Source organism: Acidovorax sp. HMWF018 (assembly GCF_003061035.1).
In the GTDB taxonomy this organism is placed as follows: Bacteria; Pseudomonadota; Gammaproteobacteria; order Burkholderiales; family Burkholderiaceae_C; genus Acidovorax; species Acidovorax delafieldii.
The window spans coordinates 1-23,027 of record NZ_QAIM01000612.1; the positions used below are offsets into that span (position 1 = coordinate 1).

Here is a 23,027-nt window from a genome sequence, read left to right on the forward strand (position 1 = left end):
CAACATATCGGCCATTAATCATCGTTTTTCTTGGGTTGTCAGCGTATTTATGTAACCATATGCCGAAGTGTTTTTGCTCCAACGGAGTTGATAATCATCATTTTTTGAGGCGAATAAGGGGATTTTTGTAACATGCAGATTGGCTTCAAGGCCCTGGAGGCTCAGTACGGCATCGCCTTGGTGCAGCCCCTGCGGGTGGAATCGACCATCGGTACCACCCGCTCGGTGCGGGAGTCACCCGAGCGCATCCTGACCCAATATCCAGGTGTCTACCGGCCGACAGACAGCTTCGCTGGCCACTTCGAGTTTGGCTTGAAGTACGAGGAGATCCACCTCGAATTCTTCGCGCGGCTATTCGCAGCCTGTGGGCCGGAGCCGCTGGAGCGGTGGTGCCGGGCTGAGCCCTTCGGGCAGTACGCACGCCGTGCCGGCTTCTTCTACGAGTGGCTCACCGGGCACCGGCTCGACGTGCCGGACCTGGCCGCAGGAACCTATGTCGATGCGGTGTCCGCCGACGCCTATCTGACACGCACCGAGGCCGTCCGGGAGCGGCGCTGGCGCATCAACAACAACCTGCCGGGCACCCCGGCGTTCTGTCCGCTCGTGCGCCGTACCCCGGCCCTCGGCCAAGCGCTGCAGTTCGATCCCTTCGGGGCGATCGCCGAGCTGGACCGCCAGTTCGGCGAGGACGTGCTGATGCGCGCCGCGGCGTGGCTCACGCTCAAGGAGTCGCGGGCGAGTTTCCTGATCGAGCACGAGGCGGACAAGACCGACCGCATCAAGCGGTTTGCCCATGTCATGGCCGAGCACTGCGGCAAGCTCGAGGAGCCACTGGGCATCGACAGCCTCACCGTGCTGCAGAAGGGCATCCTGGGCGAAACCGCGCTTCGCTTCGGCGTGCGCCGATCGCCGGTCTTCGTGGGCCAGGCCACCATTCGCGACGACATCGTCCACTACATCGGCCCGGACTTCGCTGCGCTGGACGGAATGCTGGACGGGCTCAAAGCGTTCGAGCAGGCGACGCGCGGACGGGAGGCGCTGGCGCGCGCGGCCGTCATCGCGTTCGGCTTCGTCTACATCCACCCGATGAGCGACGGCAACGGACGCATCCACCGCTTCCTCATCAACGACACGCTGCAGCGCGATCGGGCCCTTCCCGCGGGCGTGATCCTTCCTGTGTCGGCCACTATCACCGGCGTGCGGGAGTTCGGCCATGGATACGACCGCGTCCTGGAGGTGTTCTCGCGCCCCTTCATGCGGCGCTACGACGATGCCCACCGCTTCGGGGAGATGCTCACCTACGAAGACGGCGTGCGCTCGAACCTCGTGTTCGACGCCTACGAGGACGCCGATGCGGCCTGGCGCTACCCGGATCTCACGGAACACGCGGTCTACACGGCCCAGCTCGTCGCCAACACGATCCGGCACGAGATGGCGGATGAGGCCCGCGTGCTGATCCGGTTCGAGGTCGCGCAACGCCGCATCAAGGACGTATTGGAGATGCCAGATCCTGATGCCGTACGCATGATCCGGTCGATCAAGGAGAACGGTTGGCGGGTCTCCGGCAAGCTGACAAGGGAGTACGCAGTGCTCGAAGACAAGGCGCTGGCCCTGCGCGTCGTCGAGGCGGTGCAGTCGGCGTTCGAGGACCGCGAGCCGGTGCCCATCGTCGAGTGAGCGGCTCCGCCGCAGTACAACGCTCCTCCGTTTTCCCAGGAAGCACATGTTGAAACGCGTTCGCCGACGTGTTCAGGAAGACGGCCCGACAGCTGAACTCGAAGCCTTCCTGGCTTCGCAAGGCTACATCCAACTCCGCGTCATCGGCACTGCCGTGTGTGGCTTGCATCGCTTCAGTTTCACGACCGGCCTCGTGGTCGGACTGAACTTCGAAGGCTATGAGCGCCGGTATTGCTACGAGCATGCGGCCGATGCCCTTGCGGCGCTCGCGGCCTGGGACGGCCAGGAGCATCCCGGCGGCCCGTGGATCAAATGCAAAGGGGCAGGGATCGATCTGATGAATCCTTCATTTGTGGAGTAGGCCGGACGACGCCGCAGCAACGCTGGCAGCTGTGCCCTTGCAGGGTGAGCACGGCTCCGTAAGGTGGTTCCGAAATGAGACTGGCAGCAACTCGGCGACGACGGTGCAGCGCCGGGTGAAAGACGGTGAACTTGCCCGGCGGGCCGTGCCGAGCGGCAGCCGCTGCCACCGCGAGGCCGTGCGCGCCCGCGCAAGGCGCTATTGGGCACGGGTGCGCTTCCATCGCGCCATGCCGCCTGCCTGGCTGGCTGACTGGCGGCCGAAGGCTGAGGGCGCGCACCGGCTGCTGCCTGACGGCCGGGCGGTGCCGTTGACCCGCCCCTGCCGGGCGGGATGCTGTTCTGGACGACCCGCATGGGCGGGTGCGAAAGGATGGCGATGGACCTGGACGGTACCGACCACACCAAGGAGCTGCTGCAACTGATCCGCAAGACCGCTCACCGCTGGAACCCGCACGAGGTGTTCTCGGATTTCGTCGAGCTGTCCTGCCTGTCGTTCAGCAACGCGGTGGACCGGCGCCAGTTCTACGCACGCGAGGCGCGCTACCTGCAGATCGCGAAGAGGTATCCGCGCGACGTATTCGAGAGCTTCCCACGCATGCTGGGACACCTGACCTTCGCGATGGAGCAGCGCTGCGCCGCGGGCGGACTGGGCGACGTGCTCGGTGGTGTCTACATGCAGCTCGAACTGGGCAATGATCGGGCTGGGCAGTTCTTCACGCCCTACCACGTCTCCCAGATGATGGCGCGCATGCTGGTCGGCGACGGGGCCGAGGCCAGGGCGAAGGGCTTCCTCGACGTGTTGGAGCCAGCCTCCGGCGCGGGCGGCATGGTGATCGCGATGGCCGATGCGCTGCAGCAGGCGGGCCTGAACTACCAGGGCGCGATGCACGCAACCTGCATCGACATCGACCTGTGCTGTGTCCACATGACCTATCTCCAGGCTTCGCTGCTGCATATCCCGGCCATCGTGCTGCACGGCAATTCGTTGAGCAACGAGGTCTGGAGCCGCTGGTACACGCCAGCCCATGTGCTGGGCGGCTGGCGGCGGCGCATCGAGGCGCGGCAGGCGCGCGAGCCCGAGCCGCAGCGCACCGATACCGTTTCCCCCGCCGTGCCCCATCCCGCACGGGCGCACAGGAGCGATGCGCGGCCCGAGCGCAGGCCGGTGGTGCGTCAGGCGTCGCAACCGAAAGTGGCTGCCCAGCTCAGGCTTTTCGATGATTGACGCGGTGGGCGGCGACCTTGCACCGGGAGGCTCCGCTGGGAAGCTCAGGGCATGGACACCAGTACCGATGGCCGCCTGGGGCCGCTCTTCCATGGCACGCGCAGCGCGAGCGGGCGGCGCATCTTGCGGGAGGGGTTTCGGCGCTCGGCATCATGCAGCTACACCGGCACCGGGATCTGCCTGAGCGAATCGCTGTCCGTGGCCTACGAGTACGGCGAGTACGGCGCGGGAGGCTGTGTGTTGGAGGCCTGGGTTGCGCCCTCGGCGCGCTGGACCGAGGGGATCAAGGCACCGGAGGGGCGTTTCGACGTGGGCGAGGCCTACGACAGGTTCTTCGAGTGCTCGGGCAACGACGCGGCCCGCGATTTCTGGGGCAACGTCTGGGTCGTGTGGAACCCCGCAGTGCTGGTCGCCGTGCGTCGGCTGACTTTCCGCGAGGCCCTGCGGCGCCTGTGCGCGGAGTTCGAGGAGGACGGCCCGGACTGCGGCTACAACGGCGCGGTCTCGGACTACGCCAGCATCTGGTGGGGCCGGGAAACCAGCGATCCCAACGTCACGCGATTTCCCGAGCACCTTTCTATGGTGCAGCAGCGGCTGCAGCGCATGGTAGGGCGGTGCAGGTCGGAACGGGTCATGCCGACAGGGCAGCCCGGCTGACCGGGCCGCTACTGTCGCATCGCATCAGAGCGCGGCGTCCTTGAGCTTCTTGAGGGCGCGGGCCTTGATGCGCACGGTGGCCGGCTTGGCCGCGAAAACCTGTTCTTCCTTGGTGAACGGGTTGATGCCCTTGCGTTTGGGCTTGGCAGGCACCTTTTGTACGTCGATCTTGAGCAGGCCGGGAAGCGTGAACCCGCCCGCGCCCTTCTTGTTGACCGAGCCGAGCACGGTGGCTTCCAGGGCGGCCAGGACGGCCTTCACGGCCTTGGGCTCGACGCTCGATTGCTCGGCCAGGTGATTGATCAGCGCGCTCTTGGTGAACGTGTCTTTGATCGGACGGATGCCGGTCGCGGCGGGCGGTGCCTTGGCGGCCTTCTTCACTGGAGCGGTGGTCTTTTTCGCAGTTGCCATGGTTGTCGGTCTCGTTGTTTGTCGGATGGTGAATAGCCCGTTGATGGGTTGCGTCGTGCGCAAGGTTCGATTTTATTGATCCAGTGCGGTCTCTTCGTTTCTGCGCCGAGGTTGCCAGGGCGGCATCTCTGTATATCCATTTCCGGAAGGCGTCGTCGTCGCGTGTGCGGCTTCGCGAGGCAGGGTGGCCTCGAAGGTCTGGTGCTGTGCGCCGCGCAGCCGCAATTCGCCCGCGTTCGCGCAGGAAAGCATGCGCAATCGCAACGCGAGGTTGTTGCCCTGGCCCAGTTGGTGGTGCAGCCATCCCACGCAATGGGCGTCCTCGGTTTCATGGCAAGCCATCACACGCAGGGGCGCGCCAGGATCCGGCAGCGCGCCCGGCGCGGCGATGGTGGATGCCAGCGCAGCATGCTTGTCCACGCTGTAGCCATTCGGGATTTCGTGCGGGTCGACGTCCACTCTCCAGGGGCACTTGGCGCATTGCGCAGTCTGCTTGAGCTTCCAGGAGGTCATGGGGCTCCCTGCTCGGCGGCGATCCGCGATGCACCGGCAGGCGGGCTGGGAACGACATTGGCTACGACTGTCGGCAGTGCGCCGATGGTCAGCGGGGTGCCGTAGTCGAAGCAGCCCTCGCGGGTCTCGATCACTTCGTCGTCATGTTCCATGTCCCATGCGCAGTCCTCGTGGTAGGCAAAGCAGTACAGCTCTTGCGATCCGTCGTCGAGATAGCCTGCGACGATGACGCACCGCCCGTGCAACGGCTCGCTGCAATAGCTGCAGCGCTGCCCCGCCGGAGCGGGTTCGGTGGTTCGGCGTGTTTCGACGAGATGGACATCGCACATCAGCGCATTGTCTCGCAGCTGTTGGGCGACGAACCTGAGCCCTTGATGCCGCATGGCGCTGCCTATCCTGGATTTCAGGAGGCCCATCGTGCAACAGATCGAACTGCCCGGGCTGGCGCCGGTCGAGCACCTGGCGCCGCAAGCCCTTCTCATGCCATCCACGCAGCGCTTCGGCGTCGCCCGCGATCCGGTGATCGACACCGCCCTGGCAGGCCACGCGCCGGTGTATGTGGGCGTGAGCGGCGGCAAGGACTCCCAGGCGCTGGCTTACCGCGTGCAGGCCCATCTGGACGGGATCGGCCATGCAGGTCCCCGCGCCCTGATCCATAGCGACCTCGGGCGTATCGAATGGCGCGATTCGGCCCCTGTATGCGAGCGGCTTGCGGAGCGGCTGGGCTGGGAACTGGTGACTGTGCGCCGACCGGCCGGTGACATGTTGGATCGCTGGCTGTCGCGCTGGGCCGCCAATGTGGAGCGCTATCGCACACTGTCGTGCGTCAAGCTGATCATGCCCTGGAGTTCAGCATCGCAGAGGTTCTGCACCTCGGAAATGAAATCTCAGGTTCTCGCGCGGGCCATGCGTGCTCGGCATCCGACCGGGCCGGTGGTCTCGGCTGTCGGCCTGCGCTGGCAGGAGAGCACGGCGCGGGCACGCCAGCCAGTCGCCAAATCCGACACATTGCTGACCCGCGCGCGGGGCATCGGACTCTCCTGGAACGCAATCGTCCATTGGCAGCGCCAGGACGTGCTCGACTACATCGGCCAGCGTGGTGGCGTCCTGCATGAAGCCTACCGCATCTATGGCAGCAGTCGCGTGTCCTGTGCCTTCTGCGTGCTGGCCTCGCGCGGCGACCTGCAGGCGGCGGCGCGCTGCGAGGGCAACGCTGCCGTCTACCGGGAACTGGTGCGGCTGGAGGCGCGCAGCACGTTTTCCTTCCAGGCCGGGTACTGGCTCGGAGACGTGGCGTCGGCGCTGCTCGATCCTGCGTTGCGGGCGCAGCTCCTCGAAGCCAAGGAACGCGCCGCGCAGCGGCAGGCGGCGGAAGCAGAAATTCCTGCGCACCTGCTGTACGAAGTCGGCTGGCCTGTCTGCATGCCGACGCCTGCAGAGGCCCGCCACTTGGCCTCGGTGAGGCGGCGCGTGGCCGAGGCCGTGTCCCTCCAACTGCAATGCACGGACGCGGAGGCTGTCAGCGCAAGATATGGCGAGCTGATTCAGCGCAAAGCCCAGCGATTGGCGGTACCTGCGTAGCCAGAACTGCAAGGGAGATCCCAGCGGCTACCGCTTGTGGTTGCCTCGCGGGATAGCACGATTCGCCGTGTGCCCTGTACCGCCGCCCCGATCGCTTCGATGAATGCCGCAGGTTGATGGATGAATGGGCGCAGTGGTGCGCCGTTGCGCAGCCCGGCGCGTAGCCTCCTGACCTTGAAGTCGCCACACGGCCTGAAACGATGGCCGCTCCGTTTCAAGGAGAAGGAGATGACGACTTACCTCACCGCGATGGCCATTGCCGTGGCCGTGCGCGACCTTTGCATCCACTGCGCCAGCAAGGGACGCCCCATCGAGGGCCTGTACCTCGACTCGGTTGTCGCTCAGACGATGCGCGACACCGCCGCATTGCTGCCTTGCCCGGATGACGTGTTTCAAGGCATTGCAGGGGCCATCGTGGCACAGAACCATTGCACGGCAACCGAAGCCTTCGAGCAGGTGCTCCGCATGCTGGATACCTCGCGTTCGCCCGGCTATTCGCGCTGGCGGCACGGCGGTTGGTATGTCCATGGCGTGCGCTATCCGAGCGGGGCCTGCGGTTGCATCAGCAGCAACTACCCCGACAAGAAGTGGCGCATCGTCTGCGACAGACGCAGGCAGGACTTGAATGCGCCCGGCGACGTGACTTTCCGCTCGCGGGAGGAAGCGGCCCGCGCCGAACAGGTACTGGCGCTGCAAGCCTGGGTGGAGATGGTTCGCTCGCCCGCCGACGAGGGGCGCGAGCACCCTTGAAGGTGAGCCGGGCCGCGGGAGCATGGCTGCATCCCACCCGATGCAGACAGGAGGCACCGTGACCGATACCCCCCACCCGAGCCAGCCCACCTTGCCGATCCGCAGGATCGTCCAGGGCAGGAACCCGCGCACGTACTTCGATCCCGACAAGATGGCCGAACTGGAGGAGGGCATCCGCGCCGTCGGCGTGCTCGAACCCATTGTCGTGAGACCGATTCCGGGCACCGACCGCTACGAAATCATCGCGGGCGAACGCCGCTGGCGTGCCGCCAGGAACGTATTCGGAGACGGCTACGACATGCCCGTGGTCATCAAGGACGCCAGCGACGAGACCGCCGAGGCCATGTCGGTGATCGAGAACTACCACCGCGAGGACATGTCACCCGCCGAGGAAGCCCATGCGGCCCAGCGCCAGCTCCTGCGCCAGCGCGGCGACAAGGAGGAAACCGCCCGCCTCATGGGCTGGTCGCCCGAGGTGCTGGAGCGGCGGCTGGCGCTGCTGGCCTGTACGCCTGCCGTGCTGCAGGCGCTGACCAGCCGCACCATCCTGCTCGGCCACGCCGAACTGCTCTCGGGCATTCCCCCCGACAAGCAGGACACCGTGCTCGAGGGCATCCTGGCGCAGAAGGTGCCGGTGGCCGTGCTCAAGGCGCAGTTGGGCCGCTATGCGCGTCGGCTGGCCGATGCGATCTTCGACACGGCGCAGTGCGGCGGCTGCGCGCACAACTCGGCGCGGCAGGCGGGCCTGTTCGCAGAATCCCTGGGCGAGGGCTACTGCCAGCACCCGAGCCATTTCGAGGAACTGACCTTGCAGGCAGTCCAGGCCCGGGCCGACGCGCTGCGCGACGAGTTCCCGGTCATCCGCATCGTGAAGGCGTCCGATGGCTTCACGCCGCTGCCGCTGACCGCCGAGGGCGACCTGGGTGTTGGTGCCCCGCAGTACACCTCCTGCCAGGGGTGCCAGTCCTTCGGCTGTTCGGTGTCCGCGATGCCGGGCAGCTACGGCGAGGTCACGCGGTCGCTTTGTTTCGATGCTGCGTGCAACAGCCAGAAGGTCGCCCTGTGGCGCAAGGCGCAGCGCGATGCGCAGGCGGCAGTGGCCGAGGCAGCGGGCAAGGGGAGTGCGAAGGCTGGCAAAAGGAACAAGAGCGCTGCGAAACCCGCAGCCGTCGCACCAGCGAACCAGACCCCGCAGCGCGTGGTGGCGCACCGCCTGTCGGAGTGGCGCAAATGGCTGGCCAAGGCCCTGATGGCCCAACCGCAGCGCAGCCAGCGCGTGCTGATCGCCCTGGCGCTGGCCGGGCGCGGTGCCGATCTGCGCGAGGCGCAGTTCCGCAACGCCTTCGAGCGGATCGCGGGCCAGCCCGGACGCGCAGGTTTCGGTGTGCGAGGCGGGCTGCAACGCGCTGATGCCGCACCCGAGGCACAACTGGAGCGACTGCTGCAAGCCGCCACCGCGTCCTCTGCCTTCGGCGTCAGCACCAGTGACCTGGAACTTCTCCTGAACTACGCCGAGGTCGATGAAGGCCGGTACTTCCAGTGGGACAAGGCATTCCTCGACCTGTTCACGATGAGCGAACTGGAGAGTCTCGCGGCCGAGGTGGGGTTGAAGAAGGCGATGGGCTCAGGCTTCAAGGTGGCGCGCTCGGGCAAGAAGCAGGAGTTCATCGCGGCCTTGCTCAAGGTGCCGGGGTTCGCCTACCAAGGCACCGTGCCCGCCGTGATGTGCTATCCGCGCCAGCCGATCCTGGCCGATGAAGCGCAGGACGGAAGCGGCGAAGCGGATGAAGTGGAAGGCTCCGAGGCCACCGACACCGCAGCCGAACCGCAGCCAGAACCGGCCCTGGCCTGATGCCGGATTGGCCCCTGGACAGCGGGGGAGCCGGTTCTAGCATGGTCTGGACGGCCCCCCACGGGGCCATGTCCCCCCATTCCACCAAGGAGCATGACATGACGATGTTCGAGGAACTGTTCGCGCTGGCTTGCAGTGCCACGCTCACCATGACGGTGAGCGCCGACGAGAAATCCGGCCGCCTGACGGTCAACGTGATTCCCAAGCCCAGGCAGGACACGGGCGAGCCCGCGCTGGCCCAGCCCCTGAGCCTGACGGCGACCCCGCAGGAGTTCGACACAGGCTTCATTGAAGCGCTATGCGGCTACCGCGAAGTCCGGCGCAGCCTCGCGCAGCAGGCCGAGGCCACCAAGGAAGTGATCGAGGCGGCCAAGGCGGCATCGGTCAAGAAGGCCAGCGATGCGACGGCCAAAGCCGCAGCCCCCAAGCCGCCTGCTGCCAAGCCAGCCCCGGCATCCACGGCTGCGACCACGGCCAGCCCGGCGCTGCAAGACGATGACGATGGGGCGGATGGCGGGGAAGCCGCGCCGCAGGCCGCAACGGCTGGCGCGGCGGCGGGCAGTGGCGAGTCCTTCGACCTGTTCGGATGACCCGCCGCAGCACCCTTGCGCCGGAGGCGTCCGGCGAGAGACTGACCGCAAGGCCATCGCCATGGTGGCCGCATCCGAACCCAAGGAACCATCCCCATGTCGATCGAAATCACCCCCATCGTGCGTACCTTCACCTACAACGGCATCCTGCTGCCGGACGTGCCCGGCCTCGCGCCACGCGAAGTGCGCGACCTGTACAGCGCCCAGTTTCCCGAACTCGTAAGCGCCGAGGTCGAGGCGGGCGAGGTCGCCAACGGGCGGCAGGACTTTGTTTTTCGCAAGGCCGTGGGCACCAAGGGCGCGGGCACCCATGACGCCGTGCGGCCAGCACCATCCGGCCCACGCCTCGCGGCGCTGCTGGAGCGTGTGCAGGCCGTGGAGCGCGGTAACCTGGGTGCGACGGGCAAGCTGTCCCGCGCCTTGTCGCGTCGCAGCGTGCAGACCCGTTCGTCGGCCTGGAGCCAGTTCGCGCATCGGATGCTGGAGGAGCAGCACCACGCCGCCTCTGTCCACCGGGCCAGCGCCACCAGCGACATGCTGGTTCCATTGCCATGAAGGCGCTCACCGTCTTGCCCTGTTCGCCGTTCCTGGCGTTGCCGGGCCTGGGCGCAGGGGTGCCGCTGACCGTTGCATCGAATTCCCAGGCTCGGGCCAACGCGGCGCTGTGCCGCTTCCTGATCGAGGCGGGCGCGGTGCGTGAAGGGGACTTGCCGGAGAGCGAGTCCGACCCGCTCCAGGCGTGCGAGCGCGCCATCGACGCCTGGGTCAAGCGGCAGGTCGGGCCGCTACAGTGCCTGGAGCCGCGTTTCGCGGTCAGCGTACTGGATGAGCATGGCCACCGCCCGGCAATGCGCGGCGATCGGCAGACCGCCTACGCCCAACTCGACTTGTACTGGTGCGAATACCGCGAGGCCGAGTGGGCCGTGGGCGAGGGCCTGGAGGCGCTCAATGCCGCCATGCCGCACCTGGGGGCCACGGTTCTGCAAGTGCTGCGCGAACAGAGCCGCCATGTGTACCCGCTGTTCACCCCCGACATCGCCTGCGACGTGGCGTCCTACGTGTACTGGCAGGGCGAAATGGACGAGGAAGCCGCCCTGGACATGATGTGCGAGGACTGCGACGAGGCCGAACGCGACGCCATGCGCGAGGAAATGGTCACGCGCGGCAAGCTGGATGCTTCCTACCCCGAATGGGCGCGGAACTGGCTCTCACTGCCCCGCAAGGGCGAGCGGCGGTCCAAGGGCAAGAAGGCGTGGAAACCGTGCAACCTGCGGCATGCGGCCAAGACGCTCACCGACCCGCGGATGCGCCAGATCGCCGCCGATGCGCTGGCGCTGTCGCGCCTGACGATCACCGACGAGTTCCTGCCCGACATGGACGGCGAGTACATCGGCTTCGGCGCGGTGCTGTCCTGGGACGAGGGCGATGTGACCACGCGCATCTACGACGACCTGCTCCAGATGGCGCATCAGGCTGAGTTCTGCGACCGCATGGGCGAGGCGCAGATTCCGATGAGCGACCCCGGTGCGCTCGGGGCGTGGTTCCACCGCATGGGCCAGCGCTTCGAGGCGATCGGACTGATCGACCGCTTGATCCACGCGCTGTCCGCTGGACACTGACAGCAGGAGGTCATCGAAGATGAGCGAAGCGGAATTTTCCATCCACACACCCACGGACGACGTGCTGACGCTGGATCAGGCCGTGCTGCTGTACCACGGACGCTCGGGTGGCGCGCTTGCCACCGTGCATGAGGTTCTGACCGTGGACGGTGCGCCAGTCATCGGCGCGGGACGGGCCATGACCGCCCAGGCGGCGCGGGAACTGGCCTCGGCCTTGCTCCAGCGGGCCGCGCACGGCGGCTTTCTGCCTGAGACCGTGCTTTACGTGCATGGCGACGTGCTGGTGTGGTGGGCACCACCGGCGCGCAGGCACATCGCGTTCCGCGTGGGCGCCGACCATGCCGAATCCTTCGGCGGTGGCGAGCGCGGTGAGGCGGTGCCGCTGCCGGGGCTGGTTTTCGGGGCCTCCAGCCGAGCGTGGCGGGTGTGGGCGGTCAAGGGCAGCCGCCGCCCGACGCTGGGCACGCCGCTGTTCCAGGCCCCGTTCTTCAATGTCAATGCCCACGGCCACATCTGCCAGGGCAACGTGCCGGTGCCCGAGGGAACGACCGTGGAGAAGATCGGTGCCTGGAACGATGCGTTCTTCCACTCCTACTTCACGCACCCCAACGTGGCGGGCAAGCTGCTGAACTACCGGGGCGGTTCCTATGCATTCTGGCGCGACATGCTGAACCAGCGCTTCAAGCGCTTTCCCGAACGGGTGCTGGTCGATACCAAGACCACGCTGGGCCAACTGCTCGGCGAACCGGAGGCCCCATGACGTACACGATAGACCCCAGGGACCAGGCCCTGCTCGCCGCCTGCCCCGTTGTGGCCGCGCCGCGCTTCGGCGCGCTGCCGGACATGGCCAACGGCCAGCGCATTGTGGTCGCCCGCAACGGCTGGTTCGTGCAGACCCGGTTGGACTGGCTCGACAGCATCACCGCCTTGGGGCTGGAGCCCCCTGCGATGCGCCTGCCCTACGGGGAGGTGCAGGAGTCCCTGCGGTTCAGCTTCGGGCAACTGCCGATCAGGATGATCGAGGAATTCGTGGCCTATGGGCGGCAGCACCTGCCCGATGAGGCCGCCGGGGTGCTGATTTACTCGCGCAGCACCGGGCGGCTGCGCTTGGCGATCTGCGAGGCCGAACGTGCCTCGCCCGTGCGCATCGACTACCGCAGGCCGCCGATGGCCAGCGACGAGTCGGTAGCGGTGGACTTGCACACGCATGGCCGTGGCCCGGCCTTCTGGTCGGCCGACGATGACCGGGACGACCAGGGCATCAAGGTGGCCGGGGTGTTCGGGCTGCTGGACCAGCCCGCGCCGGTGGCGTGCTTCCGGCTGGTGATCAACGGGCTCTACAAATCGCTGCCGCACCATCCGTGGCAGGGGCCGCAGGCGTTGGCATCCATGCCGGATGTAGGGGAGCCCGGTGCAGGCCGCGATGGCTGGGTGCTGCGCTTGGTGCGACGCTGGCACCGCGCTTGAAAGCCATCCTCCCCGCGAGAGACTGACGGCAGGACATGGAATTGGAGGCGCTGGTGGAACACCTGATTCATCCGAAGTTGCTGGAACGCCGCGTTGCGGTGCATCTGGTCGGCGTGGGCGGCAACGGGGCGCAGATGGCGGCGTGCCTCGCGCGCCTGGACATTGCGATGCGCGCCCTGGGCCATCCCTGCGGCCTGCACGTCACCGCCTTCGACGCCGACCGTGTCAGCGAAGCGAATGTCGGTCGGCAGCTCTACAGCGCCGCCGACATCGGCAGGCACAAGGCGTTGGTCACCATCCACCGCCTGAACCAGTTCTACGGCCTGGACTGGGACGCCCACCCGATGCGCTATGAGGAGCATGTGAACGGCCAGCGCTACTGGGCGGGTACGGACTTGCTGATCAGTTGCGTGGACAGCCGCTCGGCGCGGGGTGCGCTGCACCGCATCGCTTGGCGGGACACCAGCCGCTACCGCTACTGGCTCGACCTGGGCAACACGGAAGCCATGGCGCAGGTGGTGCTCGGCCAGCCCGAAGGCGGGAGGGCATTGGACCCGCGGGCAACGGAGCCGCGGCTGCCGTGCGTGACCGAACTGTTTCCTGAACTGCTCGACGACACGGCTCCCGAGGACAACCAGCCGTCCTGCTCGGTTCGCATGTCGCTGGCATCCCAGGGGCTGTTCGTCAACGACGTGGCGGTGCGCTTCGCGGCGCAGCTGCTCTACGAACTGTTTTCCAGGGGGCGGCTCGCGCAGCATGGGGTGGTGGTCAATCTCGACTCCAAGCGCGCAGGCCCCATCGAAGTTGATCCTCGCACCTGGGCGCGCTTCGGGTTCTTCCATGCGGGCAGTGAATCTAACCAGTCCGAATCCAGGACTCTCACGGAGGCAGAAGCCGAATGAGCATGCAGCAATGGAATGTGCGCGTTGTGCGCGACGGAGAGGCCGTCCATATCGGAAAGGTGGGCGAGTCCACCGAAGCACTGGCGCGCTGCGCAGCGTTGTCGCGCTTCGGCCTGTCCGAGGACGAAGTGGAAGCGGATGGAATACGCCCGCGCGGCGCGGCGATCTATCCCGACGAGGACTTCGACGTATCGCCAGCGCTGTGATTGGCTGGCCGATTGGACTCCCAAACCGAGCCGGATGCGTACTGCTATAGACTTGTAGTGCGGTTGGGTCACCATGCCTTGCGCCGCATGACCGCGCAATTCCGCGCACTCAATATCCAGAGACTGCTATGGTTCGCAAACGGACGGCTCTAGAAATCGACGCAGAGATTGCCAAGCTGCAAAGGGAGCGGGAGGAAACCCGCGTTGCAGAGAAGGCAGGGGTGATTGCCCGCATGAAAGAGGCGATAGCCTACTACGGCATCACTGCCGCCGACCTGGGATTGGACGGCCTTTCGCGCAATGCATACGGTACTGCCAAAAGACTCAGGCCCGAAGTTGGTCGCGTCAAGTACAAGGACGATGCGGGCCACACTTGGTCAGGCTTCGGTCGCAAGCCCAAGTGGTTTGTCGAAGCGCTTGCCAACGGCAAAGCCGAGGCTGATTTGCGCGTTGCCTGACACGGGTTCTTCAAAGAGGGGAGATTGGGCCTCGGTTGCCGGTGGGTTGCTTGGGCAGTACCGCTCCTATATAGGCGCCGGAAGCCCTGGCCCTCGAATGGCCGGCCCGCTCGGACACGGCCAGTCGTGCCGCATGGTCCACATCGGCGGCTACGGTTCCGCCTCCACGCACGGGCGACGGCACGCCCGCAATGCTCTCGTACAGATCGTTCACATTGCCATGGCGCAGTCCATGCCCCGTGGTGCCCGCTAGGCGTTTCGTGATTCCGAACTTCTCCAGGGCGTAGTCGAGTCGGCGCAGATTGCGCTTCAGGTCGAGCGCTGGGTGGCCCAGGTGGGCGTCGCGGCTTGTGACCAGCGAGCGCGCCAGTGCCACCGAGGCCCGCTGTTGTTCCGTTTCCAGCGCGACCCAGCGCACGCGCCCACCCTTGCCCTTGATCCACACGTACTCATCCGCCTTGCGGCGCTCGGCAGGCAGGCCCGTGTCCTCGAAGGGCGCGACGTGTTCAAAAGGGCGGAACATCACCGATTCCTTGCGCCGCAGCGCCAGCGTGTGCATCAGCCGCATCGAGGCCGCGATCCGTGCGTCGTACTGCGTGACCTGGGCGAGGATGGCTTCCACATCGATGCCGTGCGCGCTCCAGCTTTTGTCGTGCTGGGCGTACTCATGGCGCTGGTATTCCTCCAGGCACAAGCCATAGCGCGCCGGAAGTAGCACGAGGCCGGGCTTGTTCATCCAGGATGCCAATCCGCGCAGAAAAGACAGGTAGGTCTGGATCGTCGCGGGTGCCAGATGCTCGCGCTGCCACACCTGCACCATTGCGTGCAGATGCTTCTGTCCCAGGTTGCGCGGATCTGGCACGGTGTGGAAGCCAGCTTTCAGCTTGAGGTCGAGGAAGAAACGCCGCAGGAAGCGGGCGCGCTCGGCGCGGGTCTTGTGCGAGACGGTTTTCTCGCGCGCCGTGTGCCGGGTGTTGAACAGCTCGATCAGTGTCTCCAGCACGCGCATGGGATCGGCATGGCCGGGCCGCAGCCGGGCAAGGATTTCCTGGGGTGTCTTGTCTGTCCAGGCTTGCCGCCGTGGCCGATCTGTGCCGGGTATGCGCCTCGCGCTGATGGGATTGGTTGACTGAGTGGAAGGGGTCGTCATGGTGTTCTCCAAATCAAAGGGGACAGCACGCCGCCCGAACGGCGCACTGGCAGGAATCCGGTAAGGCCAGCACCAGCGACGGATTCCGTCAGCCGCTGGTGCGGGAGGTCGATTCATCACGGCGGCGCACGCGACCACGACATGCGCCACCGACCCAGGGGTTGCGCCAGCCACATGCGCGTGCAGGGCCAGCTCGGTCGGTCTTAAAAATGAAAACGTGTGATCCGGCTCCGCATATGCATTTCTGCAACGGCGGAGGCTGGTGACGCACTGCTGCCTCGAGGGCAAACAGTCGCATCGGCGCCGAGATCAGGTCTCGCGCTATCTGGTGGATCAATCCTGGAATTCGCAGCGCCATTCGCGCGCATGGGTCCGCCCCTGACCGAAAGTCCAGGGCGGTGTCGAGCGTTTGAGCGGGGACAAGCGGGGAGCCCCTTCGGGGGCAAGCACAACCGCTTGCGGCGTGAAACACGCGTGCTCAGTAATGGCGGGATCGGGAGCCGGCATCGGGTGCCAGGTCGGGAGATCGATGGCCTTGACGCGCTTCTGGGAGCGCCCAGCCACAGGGCTGGCGAAGGTCATAGGCACATGCACTACGAAAGAGAACCTCGGGGCGGTCGCCTCGGGGGCGACGGCCACCCCGGTTCAGGACCGGGGCTTGAAGGGCAGGTAACGACTGCGACGCCTTTTGCTCCGCGATGGAGCGGGCCAAGGTTGGCCCTCGGGAACCTGTAGTGGATGACGAAAGTGGCTTGCAGGTCAATGCAGGCGTGGCAATGCGACGGCATGAAACCTGGGTTGCCGGTGGCGCTTGCGCCGACGCGACGGCCTGATAGGGGCCATTTAGTGTCCCGCAGGGCGGCAGAGCGAGGCTGCATGCGGGCTTGACAGGCGAACCGCCTGCCTCTGGTCCAACACGGGGCGCTCAAGGCGGGTGTGGGACAAGCACCGCTGAATGGAGCAGTGGCTTGCGTTCGGGGTTGACGAGTGCCAAAGCAGTGAGACCGTGGTGACACACGCGCAAGTCTCGAAGGAAGAGGCCAGCGACAGGTGTCAGTGCATCGTCGCTGTCGTTCCACCCGGATGACGGCAGAGAGAGCCTGATGCCGAAATGCGGGGCATTCCGGGCGGATTGCGCGTGGCGTGGAGGCATCGGCGTGCCGATGCTGATCGACATGGTTCTTTACTTGGAGCACTCACATGGAATTGATCGTCCGAGCGGTGGATGTCGGGTCCGGCAACACCAAATTCGTCACTGGCGTCGTGGGAAATGAAATCCGCTGCGCCAGCTTTCCGTCCGTCGCCTATCCGTCCAGCGGAGAGACGCCTCACTGGCCGGCCAGCGAACGGCGCAAAACCGTCTGCATCCCGGTCGGGCCGCTGTTCTACGAGGTCGGGCCCGACGTCGGCCTGGCGGCCGACACCTTCCGTGCCAAACAGCTGCACGACGAGTACACCGAGTCTCCGGAATACATGGCCCTGCTGCGCGGCGCGCTCAGCATGATGAAGGTGTCCCACATCGATCTGCTGATCGTCGGGTTGCCGGTGGCGCTCTTCTCGCTGAAGAAATCGGCCCTGGAAAAGACCATGGCAGGAGAACATCAGATAGGCGGCGGGAAGACCGTCACCGTCGCCAAAGCGATGGCCGTTGCCCAACCGCAGGGTGCCTTGGTCCACTACGCGGCCGAGCACAAGAAGATGGCAACCATCGGAACCGAGCAGAGCCTGGTGATCGACCCTGGTTCTCGCACCTTCGACTGGCTGGTCACGCGTGGCATGCGCCTGGTGCAGAAACAGTCGCATTCGATCAACCGTGGCATGTCGGACGTGCTGCGGCTGCTGGCAGCCGAGATCTCCAAGGATATCGGCTCGCCGTACCGCGACTACGACGCCATCGACCTGGCCTTGCGCTCCGGCAAGTCGCCTGTGATCTTCCAGAAACCCTACGACATGGGTCGGCACTTGCCCCTGGCCGAGAGCGTTGCGCAGCAGGCGGTGTCGACGATGCGCCAGTGGATCGAGACGCCGGAGAGCCTGCAGAACATCATTCTGGTGGGCGGTGGTGCCTTCTTGTTCAAGAAGGCCGTGAAGGCGGCGTTCCCGAAGCACCGGATCCACGAGGTCAAGGAGCCGATGTTCGCCAACGTCCGCGGATTCCAGCTCGCCGGGCAGAACTATGCCGCCAGCGCGATAGCCCCCGGCCGCGACCGCGGGGCAGGGGAGATCGCATGAACGGAAACACACAACAGGATTCCAAGCCGGTTCGGCTGGTGTTCGAGCTGGCGCGTGCGGACAACCCGCGGCTGTATGACGAGCTGGTGCGATTTCCGAAAGGTGGCAAGCGGGTCAACCGGCTGCGCGTGCTGGCCTACGACGGATTGCTGGTGCAGTACGGAATCTTTGCCGTCGACGGTCCTCGCCCTGTGCTGGCATCGGCGGGCCGCGAGGTGCTGGCTTCCGCGGGCGTGACCAACGATGTGTTCGGGCCGAGCCTGGCTGAGTGAGGTGCATATGCCAAGACAAGGAATGGGGCGTCAGGGCGAGGTGGCCGCGAAGGATTTGGCCGAGATGGGCTTCTGCGAGAAGCGAGTGCAGCTGGCCCATCTCCATGGGGAGCGGGCTACCCCGAAGCAGCGAAAGGCCATGGCCCGAGGGCAGGTGGCCCACCAGCGGTATTGGGAAGAGGGCGTGGCAGCGACGGCGGATCGCCGGTGCTTCGTGGCGACCTTCGTGTTTGGCCCGGATGCATCGGAGACGCAGGTACTTCGCGCGTACCGCGATGCGGTGCTCCTGCGCCAGTGCTGGGGAAGAGCCCTGGTTGCGACGTACTACCGGGTGGCACCAATGGGCTGCCGCATCATGGCGCGATCGCCTGGGATAGTGATCGGGGTGCGATGCGTACTGCGCATCGTGGTTGCCTGGTGTGCGAAGGCGATGAGCGACAGGGGGCTGCCATGACCTGGTCTGCCATGTATGTGCTCGCCGGTTTCGTTGCGCTTGTCCTGTGGCTGGCGCTGCTATGGATGGGCCGCCATCGGTCTGGCGAACGGGCCTCCCGACCGCGAGAGCTGGCCGGTGCCGAACTGGTCTATATGGAGAGGCTCTTTCGCATGCGGCATCCCTTGCGCCTCGTTGCCAGAGTCGATCGTGTGTACCGTCGTGCCAATGGCATGTTGGTACTGGTCGAACTCAAGACGCGTCTTGCAGCTCGTGTTCATGAAACTGACCGAATCCAACTGTCGGTGCAGAAATTGGTGATCGAGGCACAGACCGGGGAGGTCGTCGAGCCACAAGCCTTCGTGAGCTTCGCAAGCCCGACGGGCAGGCACACACGCAGTTCGCAAAGTGTGAAATTGCTGGGAGTCGAGGAAATCGTCGCCCTTGTGCGTCGCCGCGAAGCGATCCTGGAGGGGCGTATTGAGCCGACTTATGCGCGTTCGCCAAAGGCATGCAGTGGATGTGCCTTTCGGTTGGAGTGCGACCGGCTTTCTGTTCGCAGGTAAGGCCTGATCGCGAAATGCTCGAAATTCGGACAGGATTTCTCGTGGACTGGTGTGGGCATCGCCGGGGATATTGCTCTGGTCATCATCCACGTTGGCGCGAGCCGTCCCGATCCATGAACCATGAGAGCATCAGCCAGATCTCCTTCGACGAGGTCTATGTCGTTCCGTCTCATCAAACCGCCCGCTCGCTGTTCACGCAGTTGCCGCATGGGCGTGGTTACGCTGAGACGCTCATTGAGTGCATCGCTACGGGGTATCTCGTGGCCGTCGTCGAATCTATCTGCATCAAAGAAATGCAGCGGCACGTTGACCACGAACGAGAGGTTGTCGTGGGCCGCAGCATTCACTTGGAACACCGTGGACCTATACCTCCTGGCGCAGAGATTCGTCTTTCGGGTTGGGTTGAACGATTGGGACCCCGAAGCGTGACATTCAATGTGCGCGCCCATGATTCTCTTGAACTGGTCTGCGAGGGTCGTGTGACGTTTGTGGCTGCCGATCGCAGCGCACTCGAGTCGAAGATCGCGCACAAGGTAAACGTTGCCGCCCGGTAACCGGAGGTGAAATTCGCATCGTGCGCCTGAATGCCACCGAGATCTGCCGGCAGAAGCCTCGTTCCAATGCAGCGCCAATCCCGAGGCGCATACCATGTTTCCTCCGATCACCGGTGGCGTTGCGGTCGTTCTGCTGGATGCTCCAGCTAGGGCGCAAATCGACAGGCGGCGCTCGGCGGTTCTCAAAAGAAGTGAATCGCCAACCTATGCCCCATCACTGCAGGCCTGCCGCAACTGCGCACAGCGGTCGGAGTGCGATTGTTTCGCTCGGCAGGCCTGGACTGCACTGTGTGCCCGTTATCGGTGCCGTTCATTCATTGGCCGCCTGCCTGGCCACGATGGAGTGGGGGAGCTTGCCGGGCAGATGGGGGATGGCATTTTGTCCCGAGGTTCCCTGCCGCCGACTGGCGGTGAAGTCGACAGGATCGCCTCTACTGATGGCCCCCAGCATTTCCGCCCACTGATGCAAGGCCTGGCGGCGCTGCGGAAAGTAGTCGTGCCGGTCGTAGATGCCCTGGGTACCCCGCAGCTTGTGGTTCAGTGCGCGCTCGGCCACGAAGGGGTCCACGCCGAGTGCGCTCAGTTGTGTCCTGGCTGTCCGGCGCATGTCATGCACCGTGAAGTGCTCGACGTCCTTTCGTGGAAGGCGCTTCAGCGCCACGTTGAGCGTGTCGGGACTAATGTGCCCGAAGCGGTTTTGCCGAGGTTGGCCATTCTTCACGCGGATAAGGCGGCGCGCGGGGAACAGGTACGGGTTCCCGCAGGCGAATAGGATCACTTCTTCGAGCCAGACGATCACTTGGCGAGGAAGCGGGATCTCGATGTACGCGCTGGTCTTGGTCTGGCTGCGTTGCAGTTTCCAGACGCCGCTACGAAGATCGAAGTCCGTGCATTTGGCGGAGAGCAGTTCCATCTTGCGCACGCACAGCGCCAGCAGGAGCCAGACAGAGAGCTCGTTGATGCGTCCAAAGTTCGCCGTTTCGCGCATGTCTTGCGCCAGCGCCGTGAGTTCCTCGTAGCTGAGCCACCGTTCACGTGGCGTCTCCGTTCCGCCAGCATCCGAGATGTCGAATCCTGCAACCGGATTTGCTTCGGTCCACTTTCGTTTCGCAGCGAAGTGGAACATGCGGAACAGGTAGCGCATCGCGTCGTTGGCGACAGTGGGAGCGCCGGCTTCGACGATCTTGGTAAGCACTCCATCGATGTGGTGTGGCCGAACCTCGTTGATCGCGAGCTTGCCGATCACGGGATAGATGTGGCGCCGCAACACACGTTCCACGACCTGGGGATGCTTGACGTTCTTCAGGATGTACCGCTCATACCAAAGATGCCCCAGGCCCTGGACATCCTCCATCTCAAGTGCCTTGAGCTTCTCCAAGCGCTTTTGTGCGCCCACGTCGATGCCCTGCTGGATCTGCGATCGGTCGCGCCGGGCAAGCTCTCTGGCGTCTTTGAGGGAAACGTCTGGGTAGCGTCCCAGCACCTTCTCGCGTAGGCGTCCGCCAAAGCGGTAGCGCAGAATCCAGGAGGCTTGCCCCCGTTGGGCGGAGGATTCCTTGGCAAAGAAGATCAGTCCACCACCGATCATCCTGTCCACGGGCCCGGCATTCAGCCAAGCTCGCAGCGTTCTATCTGAAACATTTTGTGTAAACCCAGTCATGGCGCAGCCTCCAGCAGTGTTTGATGGGTTCCTGTTCCGGGGATCGCCCGGAACGGGTGGATTCGCCCTCGAACCCACCAATGAACCCATCGCAAAGCTTGAGCTAGCCTGGATTGCTGTGCTACGCCATGAAAGAAGTTTCCATTGAAAAATCAACAACTTAGAGGTCGTTTTGCGGTGGCATGAACCTCCTCGAAACCCTACTCTAAATTCTGGTGCAGAAAATCGATTGCACCCATGCGTAATGCGTGGATGCATCACAGGTAGCTGGCCATACCGCAAGGTGAACCAGCATCAAATCACTCGCAAGAGTATTCACCCGACGGGGCGGCCAGCTCCTTCGGGGATTGGCGCCCTGTTTTTTACAGGAGTTCCAATTGCAAATAACACAAGAAAAGAGGGCCATCACGATTGCTGATGGCTTCGCTCTTCGAATTGTTGCGGCAGAACGCATGGGGTTATCCCCGGCGTATGTTGACATTGCCAAGCTGCAGCTTTCGGGTACAAAAATCCACCCGATGCTCGGCGCAGCAATGGAACGAGAAGCCCGCGCAATCAACGCTCGACTGAGTTTCAACAACCAAGTCGATGTGGGCAATAAGATCGTTTCCGAGCTTGTCGAGGAATATGGTCTGACTGAGTAAGTTCGCTTTTAACCTTTTTATCAACCCCATGGGTGACGGCTTCCCATGGGGGGAAGTTGCGCCTATGGATTCATCTGGAGTTTTAACCATGAGCACGCAAAAAATTTACGGATCTTTCAAGGCGCAGGCCGCCAATTCGGCAGAAACCGGCGTCAAGAAAGATGATGTTTTCAAAATCCACCCGAGCATGCTTCTTGAGGAGCCGGGATTTAACGAAAGGGACTACGACGATCCTGAGGTTCGTGAGCAAATTGAAAGGTTTGCGGTCTCTTATGCCTCGGGGGTGACATACGTGCCGCCCGTTGCCGTTCGAATCGACTCAGCCACCGGTAAGTTCTATGTGGTCGATGGCCACCAGCGGCGCCGTGGCGCGCTTCTGGCTATTGAACGCGGGGCTCCCATCGAACACCTGGTCTGTGTTCCCTTCCGGGGGAACAACATTGACCGGGTTGTGTGCCAAGTGACAAGCTCTCAAGGTTTGAAGCTGAAGCCGGTTGGGATCGCTCGGAACTACCTCAAACTCCTGGGCTTCGGGCAATCCGTAGCGGATATCGCAAAGAGCCTTGGTCGTTCGGTGCAGCATATTCAGGACATGCTTGTGCTTGCCGAAGCAAATGCGGATGTGCAGAGCCTTGTGAACGAAGGTGCTGTCTCTGCAACCACTGCAATTGACGCCGTGCGCAAGCATGGCGAAAAAGCCGGGGAGTTGCTGGCCTCCAAGCTGAAGGAATCGCAAAGCCAGGGCAAGACCAAGATCAAGCCTTCGGCCATCAAGGAATGGGTTCCGCCTCGCAAGGTCGCGACGAAGATTTACGGTTCACTGAGCGAGGTCTGCGAATCCGTGAAGAATGAGCTGGGTGATCTGATGGCAGACCCGAAGGCATGTGAGGGGGTGAAAATCCCCGTCGATGCCTCGAAGCTCCGGGAACTGGTTCGCGCGTATGAATCCGCCGAAGCAGTGAAGGAGCGGCGGGATGCTCGGCTGCAGCAAGGCAAAACAGAAAAGACCCCTGAATAACAGGGAAGTTAACCACCCGGAGGGGCGCCTACCCTCCGGGGTGGGTGCATCTCCATATTTGGAGAAATCCATGGAATGCACAAAAGAGGAACCGATCATTACCCGAGAACAGGAATCTCGCCTTTACCGCTTTTTGCGGGATGTGTGCGATGGTGATAGTTTTCGCTACGAAGTGATCGCGAAGAAAATCGCGCATGCAGCCGATGGCCTGGCCACCGATTGGGAAA

At 64.4% G+C, this 23,027-nt stretch carries 27 protein-coding genes; 22 read left to right on the forward strand and 5 right to left on the reverse strand.

Features of this window, described 5'->3' with window-relative positions; all coding sequences use genetic code 11:
* Window positions 1–132: 132 nt before the first annotated feature.
* The 4 genes from DBR23_RS25980 to DBR23_RS25995 all read left to right on the forward strand — a co-directional run bounded on the left by DBR23_RS25980 (window position 133) and on the right by DBR23_RS25995 (window position 3,922).
* Window positions 133–1,677 (forward strand): Fic family protein, encoded by a 1,545-nt coding sequence (locus DBR23_RS25980; RefSeq protein WP_108500014.1) that lies wholly within the window; start codon window positions 133–135, stop codon window positions 1,675–1,677.
* A gap of 46 nt (window positions 1,678–1,723) precedes the next feature.
* Window positions 1,724–2,038, forward strand: a complete 315-nt coding sequence (locus tag DBR23_RS25985; protein ID WP_108500015.1) for a hypothetical protein — start codon at window positions 1,724–1,726, stop codon at window positions 2,036–2,038.
* Between the two features lie 333 nt (window positions 2,039–2,371).
* Window positions 2,372–3,265: an N-6 DNA methylase gene (locus DBR23_RS25990; protein ID WP_233250754.1), complete on the forward strand. Its 894-nt coding sequence runs from the start codon at window positions 2,372–2,374 to the stop codon at window positions 3,263–3,265.
* Between the two features lie 51 nt (window positions 3,266–3,316).
* A complete protein-coding gene (locus DBR23_RS25995) occupies window positions 3,317–3,922 on the forward strand; it encodes a hypothetical protein (RefSeq protein ID WP_108500016.1) in 606 nt (201 codons plus the stop codon).
* Window positions 3,923–3,946: 24 nt separating this feature from the next.
* Here the strand turns inward: DBR23_RS25995 and DBR23_RS26000 are convergent, their stop codons facing one another.
* The 3 genes from DBR23_RS26000 to DBR23_RS26010 form a co-directional block, all read right to left on the reverse strand.
* Window positions 3,947–4,333: an HU family DNA-binding protein gene (locus DBR23_RS26000; protein ID WP_108500017.1), complete on the reverse strand. Its 387-nt coding sequence runs from the start codon at window positions 4,331–4,333 to the stop codon at window positions 3,947–3,949.
* A 72-nt stretch (window positions 4,334–4,405) separates the two neighbouring features.
* Complete coding sequence (locus DBR23_RS26005) at window positions 4,406–4,846, reverse strand: DUF6283 family protein (protein ID WP_108500018.1); 441 nt, start codon at window positions 4,844–4,846, stop codon at window positions 4,406–4,408.
* Window positions 4,843–5,262 carry a hypothetical protein gene (locus DBR23_RS26010; RefSeq protein WP_108500019.1) on the reverse strand — a complete coding sequence of 140 codons (420 nt, stop codon included), beginning with the start codon at window positions 5,260–5,262 and terminating at the stop codon, window positions 4,843–4,845. Before DBR23_RS26010 ends, DBR23_RS26005 begins: the two co-directional genes overlap by 4 nt.
* Window position 5,263: 1 nt before the next feature.
* Here DBR23_RS26010 and DBR23_RS26015 point away from each other — a divergent pair, with 1 nt between their 5' ends.
* The 11 genes from DBR23_RS26015 (at window position 5,264) to DBR23_RS26065 (ending at window position 14,271) form a co-directional block, all read left to right on the forward strand.
* Window positions 5,264–6,427 carry a phosphoadenosine phosphosulfate reductase family protein gene (locus tag DBR23_RS26015; RefSeq protein ID WP_108500020.1) on the forward strand — a complete coding sequence of 388 codons (1,164 nt, stop codon included), beginning with the start codon at window positions 5,264–5,266 and terminating at the stop codon, window positions 6,425–6,427.
* A gap of 228 nt (window positions 6,428–6,655) precedes the next feature.
* The gene (locus DBR23_RS26020) at window positions 6,656–7,177 is read left to right on the forward strand and encodes a hypothetical protein (protein ID WP_108500021.1); all 522 of its coding nucleotides are present in this window, start codon (window positions 6,656–6,658) and stop codon (window positions 7,175–7,177) included.
* A 58-nt stretch (window positions 7,178–7,235) separates the two neighbouring features.
* The gene (locus DBR23_RS26025) at window positions 7,236–9,029 is read left to right on the forward strand and encodes a PRTRC system ParB family protein (RefSeq protein WP_108500039.1); all 1,794 of its coding nucleotides are present in this window, start codon (window positions 7,236–7,238) and stop codon (window positions 9,027–9,029) included.
* A 98-nt stretch (window positions 9,030–9,127) separates the two neighbouring features.
* Complete coding sequence (locus DBR23_RS26030; protein WP_108500022.1) at window positions 9,128–9,619, forward strand: PRTRC system protein E; 492 nt, start codon at window positions 9,128–9,130, stop codon at window positions 9,617–9,619.
* Window positions 9,620–9,715: 96 nt separating this feature from the next.
* Entirely contained in the window at window positions 9,716–10,174 is a 459-nt protein-coding gene (locus tag DBR23_RS26035; protein WP_108500023.1) for a PRTRC system protein C, read from the forward strand.
* Window positions 10,171–11,238 (forward strand): PRTRC system protein F, encoded by a 1,068-nt coding sequence (locus DBR23_RS26040; protein ID WP_233250755.1) that lies wholly within the window; start codon window positions 10,171–10,173, stop codon window positions 11,236–11,238. The genes DBR23_RS26035 and DBR23_RS26040 overlap by 4 nt, the downstream gene beginning before the upstream one ends.
* 19 nt (window positions 11,239–11,257) lie before the next feature.
* Window positions 11,258–11,998, forward strand: a complete 741-nt coding sequence (locus DBR23_RS26045) for a PRTRC system protein B (RefSeq protein ID WP_108500024.1) — start codon at window positions 11,258–11,260, stop codon at window positions 11,996–11,998.
* Entirely contained in the window at window positions 11,995–12,705 is a 711-nt protein-coding gene (locus DBR23_RS26050; RefSeq protein WP_108500025.1) for a PRTRC system protein A, read from the forward strand. The genes DBR23_RS26045 and DBR23_RS26050 overlap by 4 nt, the downstream gene beginning before the upstream one ends.
* A gap of 53 nt (window positions 12,706–12,758) precedes the next feature.
* Window positions 12,759–13,607 carry a PRTRC system ThiF family protein gene (locus DBR23_RS26055; protein ID WP_242455373.1) on the forward strand — a complete coding sequence of 283 codons (849 nt, stop codon included), beginning with the start codon at window positions 12,759–12,761 and terminating at the stop codon, window positions 13,605–13,607.
* A gap of 2 nt (window positions 13,608–13,609) precedes the next feature.
* The gene (locus tag DBR23_RS26060; protein ID WP_233250757.1) at window positions 13,610–13,813 is read left to right on the forward strand and encodes a hypothetical protein; all 204 of its coding nucleotides are present in this window, start codon (window positions 13,610–13,612) and stop codon (window positions 13,811–13,813) included.
* A gap of 128 nt (window positions 13,814–13,941) precedes the next feature.
* Window positions 13,942–14,271, forward strand: a complete 330-nt coding sequence (locus DBR23_RS26065) for an H-NS family nucleoid-associated regulatory protein (RefSeq protein WP_108500027.1) — start codon at window positions 13,942–13,944, stop codon at window positions 14,269–14,271.
* A gap of 10 nt (window positions 14,272–14,281) precedes the next feature.
* Here the strand turns inward: DBR23_RS26065 and DBR23_RS26070 are convergent, their stop codons facing one another.
* On the reverse strand, window positions 14,282–15,421 hold the full coding sequence (locus DBR23_RS26070; RefSeq protein WP_108500028.1) for a phage integrase N-terminal domain-containing protein: 1,140 nt from the start codon (window positions 15,419–15,421) through the stop codon (window positions 14,282–14,284).
* A gap of 1,200 nt (window positions 15,422–16,621) precedes the next feature.
* On the opposite strand from DBR23_RS26070, the gene DBR23_RS26080 reads away from it, so the two are divergent.
* From DBR23_RS26080 to DBR23_RS26100, 5 genes are all read left to right on the forward strand, one after another.
* Window positions 16,622–17,653, forward strand: a complete 1,032-nt coding sequence (locus DBR23_RS26080) for a PRTRC system protein D (protein WP_108500030.1) — start codon at window positions 16,622–16,624, stop codon at window positions 17,651–17,653.
* Window positions 17,650–17,925, forward strand: a complete 276-nt coding sequence (locus DBR23_RS26085) for a hypothetical protein (RefSeq protein WP_108500031.1) — start codon at window positions 17,650–17,652, stop codon at window positions 17,923–17,925. The genes DBR23_RS26080 and DBR23_RS26085 overlap by 4 nt, the downstream gene beginning before the upstream one ends.
* Window positions 17,926–18,064: 139 nt before the next feature.
* Window positions 18,065–18,379 carry a CFI-box-CTERM domain-containing protein gene (locus tag DBR23_RS31860; protein WP_369882169.1) on the forward strand — a complete coding sequence of 105 codons (315 nt, stop codon included), beginning with the start codon at window positions 18,065–18,067 and terminating at the stop codon, window positions 18,377–18,379.
* Window positions 18,376–18,924 (forward strand): PD-(D/E)XK nuclease family protein, encoded by a 549-nt coding sequence (locus DBR23_RS26095; RefSeq protein ID WP_108500033.1) that lies wholly within the window; start codon window positions 18,376–18,378, stop codon window positions 18,922–18,924. The genes DBR23_RS31860 and DBR23_RS26095 overlap by 4 nt, the downstream gene beginning before the upstream one ends.
* 113 nt (window positions 18,925–19,037) lie before the next feature.
* Window positions 19,038–19,478 carry a thioesterase family protein gene (locus DBR23_RS26100; RefSeq protein ID WP_108500034.1) on the forward strand — a complete coding sequence of 147 codons (441 nt, stop codon included), beginning with the start codon at window positions 19,038–19,040 and terminating at the stop codon, window positions 19,476–19,478.
* A gap of 310 nt (window positions 19,479–19,788) precedes the next feature.
* Here DBR23_RS26100 and DBR23_RS26105 read toward each other — a convergent pair whose 3' ends face one another.
* Complete coding sequence (locus DBR23_RS26105) at window positions 19,789–21,066, reverse strand: site-specific integrase (protein WP_233250758.1); 1,278 nt, start codon at window positions 21,064–21,066, stop codon at window positions 19,789–19,791.
* Window positions 21,067–21,515: 449 nt separating this feature from the next.
* Here DBR23_RS26105 and DBR23_RS26110 point away from each other — a divergent pair, with 449 nt between their 5' ends.
* Both DBR23_RS26110 and DBR23_RS26115 read left to right on the forward strand, forming a co-directional pair.
* Entirely contained in the window at window positions 21,516–21,782 is a 267-nt protein-coding gene (locus DBR23_RS26110) for a hypothetical protein (RefSeq protein ID WP_108500036.1), read from the forward strand.
* A gap of 88 nt (window positions 21,783–21,870) precedes the next feature.
* Window positions 21,871–22,800, forward strand: a complete 930-nt coding sequence (locus DBR23_RS26115; RefSeq protein WP_108500037.1) for a KorB domain-containing protein — start codon at window positions 21,871–21,873, stop codon at window positions 22,798–22,800.
* Window positions 22,801–23,027: the final 227 nt, after the last annotated feature.

Bases quoted from the DNA above. Each gene is read 5' to 3' on its own strand.
- DBR23_RS25980 (WP_108500014.1), top strand. From the start codon at position 133: ATGCAGATTGGCTTCAAGGCCCTGGAGGCTCAGTACGGCATCGCCTTG.
- DBR23_RS25985 (WP_108500015.1), top strand. From the start codon at position 1,724: ATGTTGAAACGCGTTCGCCGACGTGTTCAGGAAGACGGCCCGACAGCT.
- DBR23_RS25990 (WP_233250754.1), top strand. From the start codon at position 2,372: ATGCTGTTCTGGACGACCCGCATGGGCGGGTGCGAAAGGATGGCGATG.
- DBR23_RS25995 (WP_108500016.1), top strand. From the start codon at position 3,317: ATGGACACCAGTACCGATGGCCGCCTGGGGCCGCTCTTCCATGGCACG.
- DBR23_RS26000 (WP_108500017.1), bottom strand. From the start codon at position 4,333: ATGGCAACTGCGAAAAAGACCACCGCTCCAGTGAAGAAGGCCGCCAAG.
- DBR23_RS26005 (WP_108500018.1), bottom strand. From the start codon at position 4,846: ATGACCTCCTGGAAGCTCAAGCAGACTGCGCAATGCGCCAAGTGCCCC.
- DBR23_RS26010 (WP_108500019.1), bottom strand. From the start codon at position 5,262: ATGGGCCTCCTGAAATCCAGGATAGGCAGCGCCATGCGGCATCAAGGG.
- DBR23_RS26020 (WP_108500021.1), top strand. From the start codon at position 6,656: ATGACGACTTACCTCACCGCGATGGCCATTGCCGTGGCCGTGCGCGAC.
- DBR23_RS26030 (WP_108500022.1), top strand. From the start codon at position 9,128: ATGACGATGTTCGAGGAACTGTTCGCGCTGGCTTGCAGTGCCACGCTC.
- DBR23_RS26035 (WP_108500023.1), top strand. From the start codon at position 9,716: ATGTCGATCGAAATCACCCCCATCGTGCGTACCTTCACCTACAACGGC.
- DBR23_RS26040 (WP_233250755.1), top strand. From the start codon at position 10,171: ATGAAGGCGCTCACCGTCTTGCCCTGTTCGCCGTTCCTGGCGTTGCCG.
- DBR23_RS26045 (WP_108500024.1), top strand. From the start codon at position 11,258: ATGAGCGAAGCGGAATTTTCCATCCACACACCCACGGACGACGTGCTG.
- DBR23_RS26050 (WP_108500025.1), top strand. From the start codon at position 11,995: ATGACGTACACGATAGACCCCAGGGACCAGGCCCTGCTCGCCGCCTGC.
- DBR23_RS26060 (WP_233250757.1), top strand. From the start codon at position 13,610: ATGCAGCAATGGAATGTGCGCGTTGTGCGCGACGGAGAGGCCGTCCAT.
- DBR23_RS26065 (WP_108500027.1), top strand. From the start codon at position 13,942: ATGGTTCGCAAACGGACGGCTCTAGAAATCGACGCAGAGATTGCCAAG.
- DBR23_RS26070 (WP_108500028.1), bottom strand. From the start codon at position 15,421: ATGACGACCCCTTCCACTCAGTCAACCAATCCCATCAGCGCGAGGCGC.
- DBR23_RS26080 (WP_108500030.1), top strand. From the start codon at position 16,622: ATGGAATTGATCGTCCGAGCGGTGGATGTCGGGTCCGGCAACACCAAA.
- DBR23_RS26085 (WP_108500031.1), top strand. From the start codon at position 17,650: ATGAACGGAAACACACAACAGGATTCCAAGCCGGTTCGGCTGGTGTTC.
- DBR23_RS31860 (WP_369882169.1), top strand. From the start codon at position 18,065: ATGGCCCGAGGGCAGGTGGCCCACCAGCGGTATTGGGAAGAGGGCGTG.
- DBR23_RS26095 (WP_108500033.1), top strand. From the start codon at position 18,376: ATGACCTGGTCTGCCATGTATGTGCTCGCCGGTTTCGTTGCGCTTGTC.
- DBR23_RS26100 (WP_108500034.1), top strand. From the start codon at position 19,038: ATGAACCATGAGAGCATCAGCCAGATCTCCTTCGACGAGGTCTATGTC.
- DBR23_RS26105 (WP_233250758.1), bottom strand. From the start codon at position 21,066: ATGATCGGTGGTGGACTGATCTTCTTTGCCAAGGAATCCTCCGCCCAA.
- DBR23_RS26115 (WP_108500037.1), top strand. From the start codon at position 21,871: ATGAGCACGCAAAAAATTTACGGATCTTTCAAGGCGCAGGCCGCCAAT.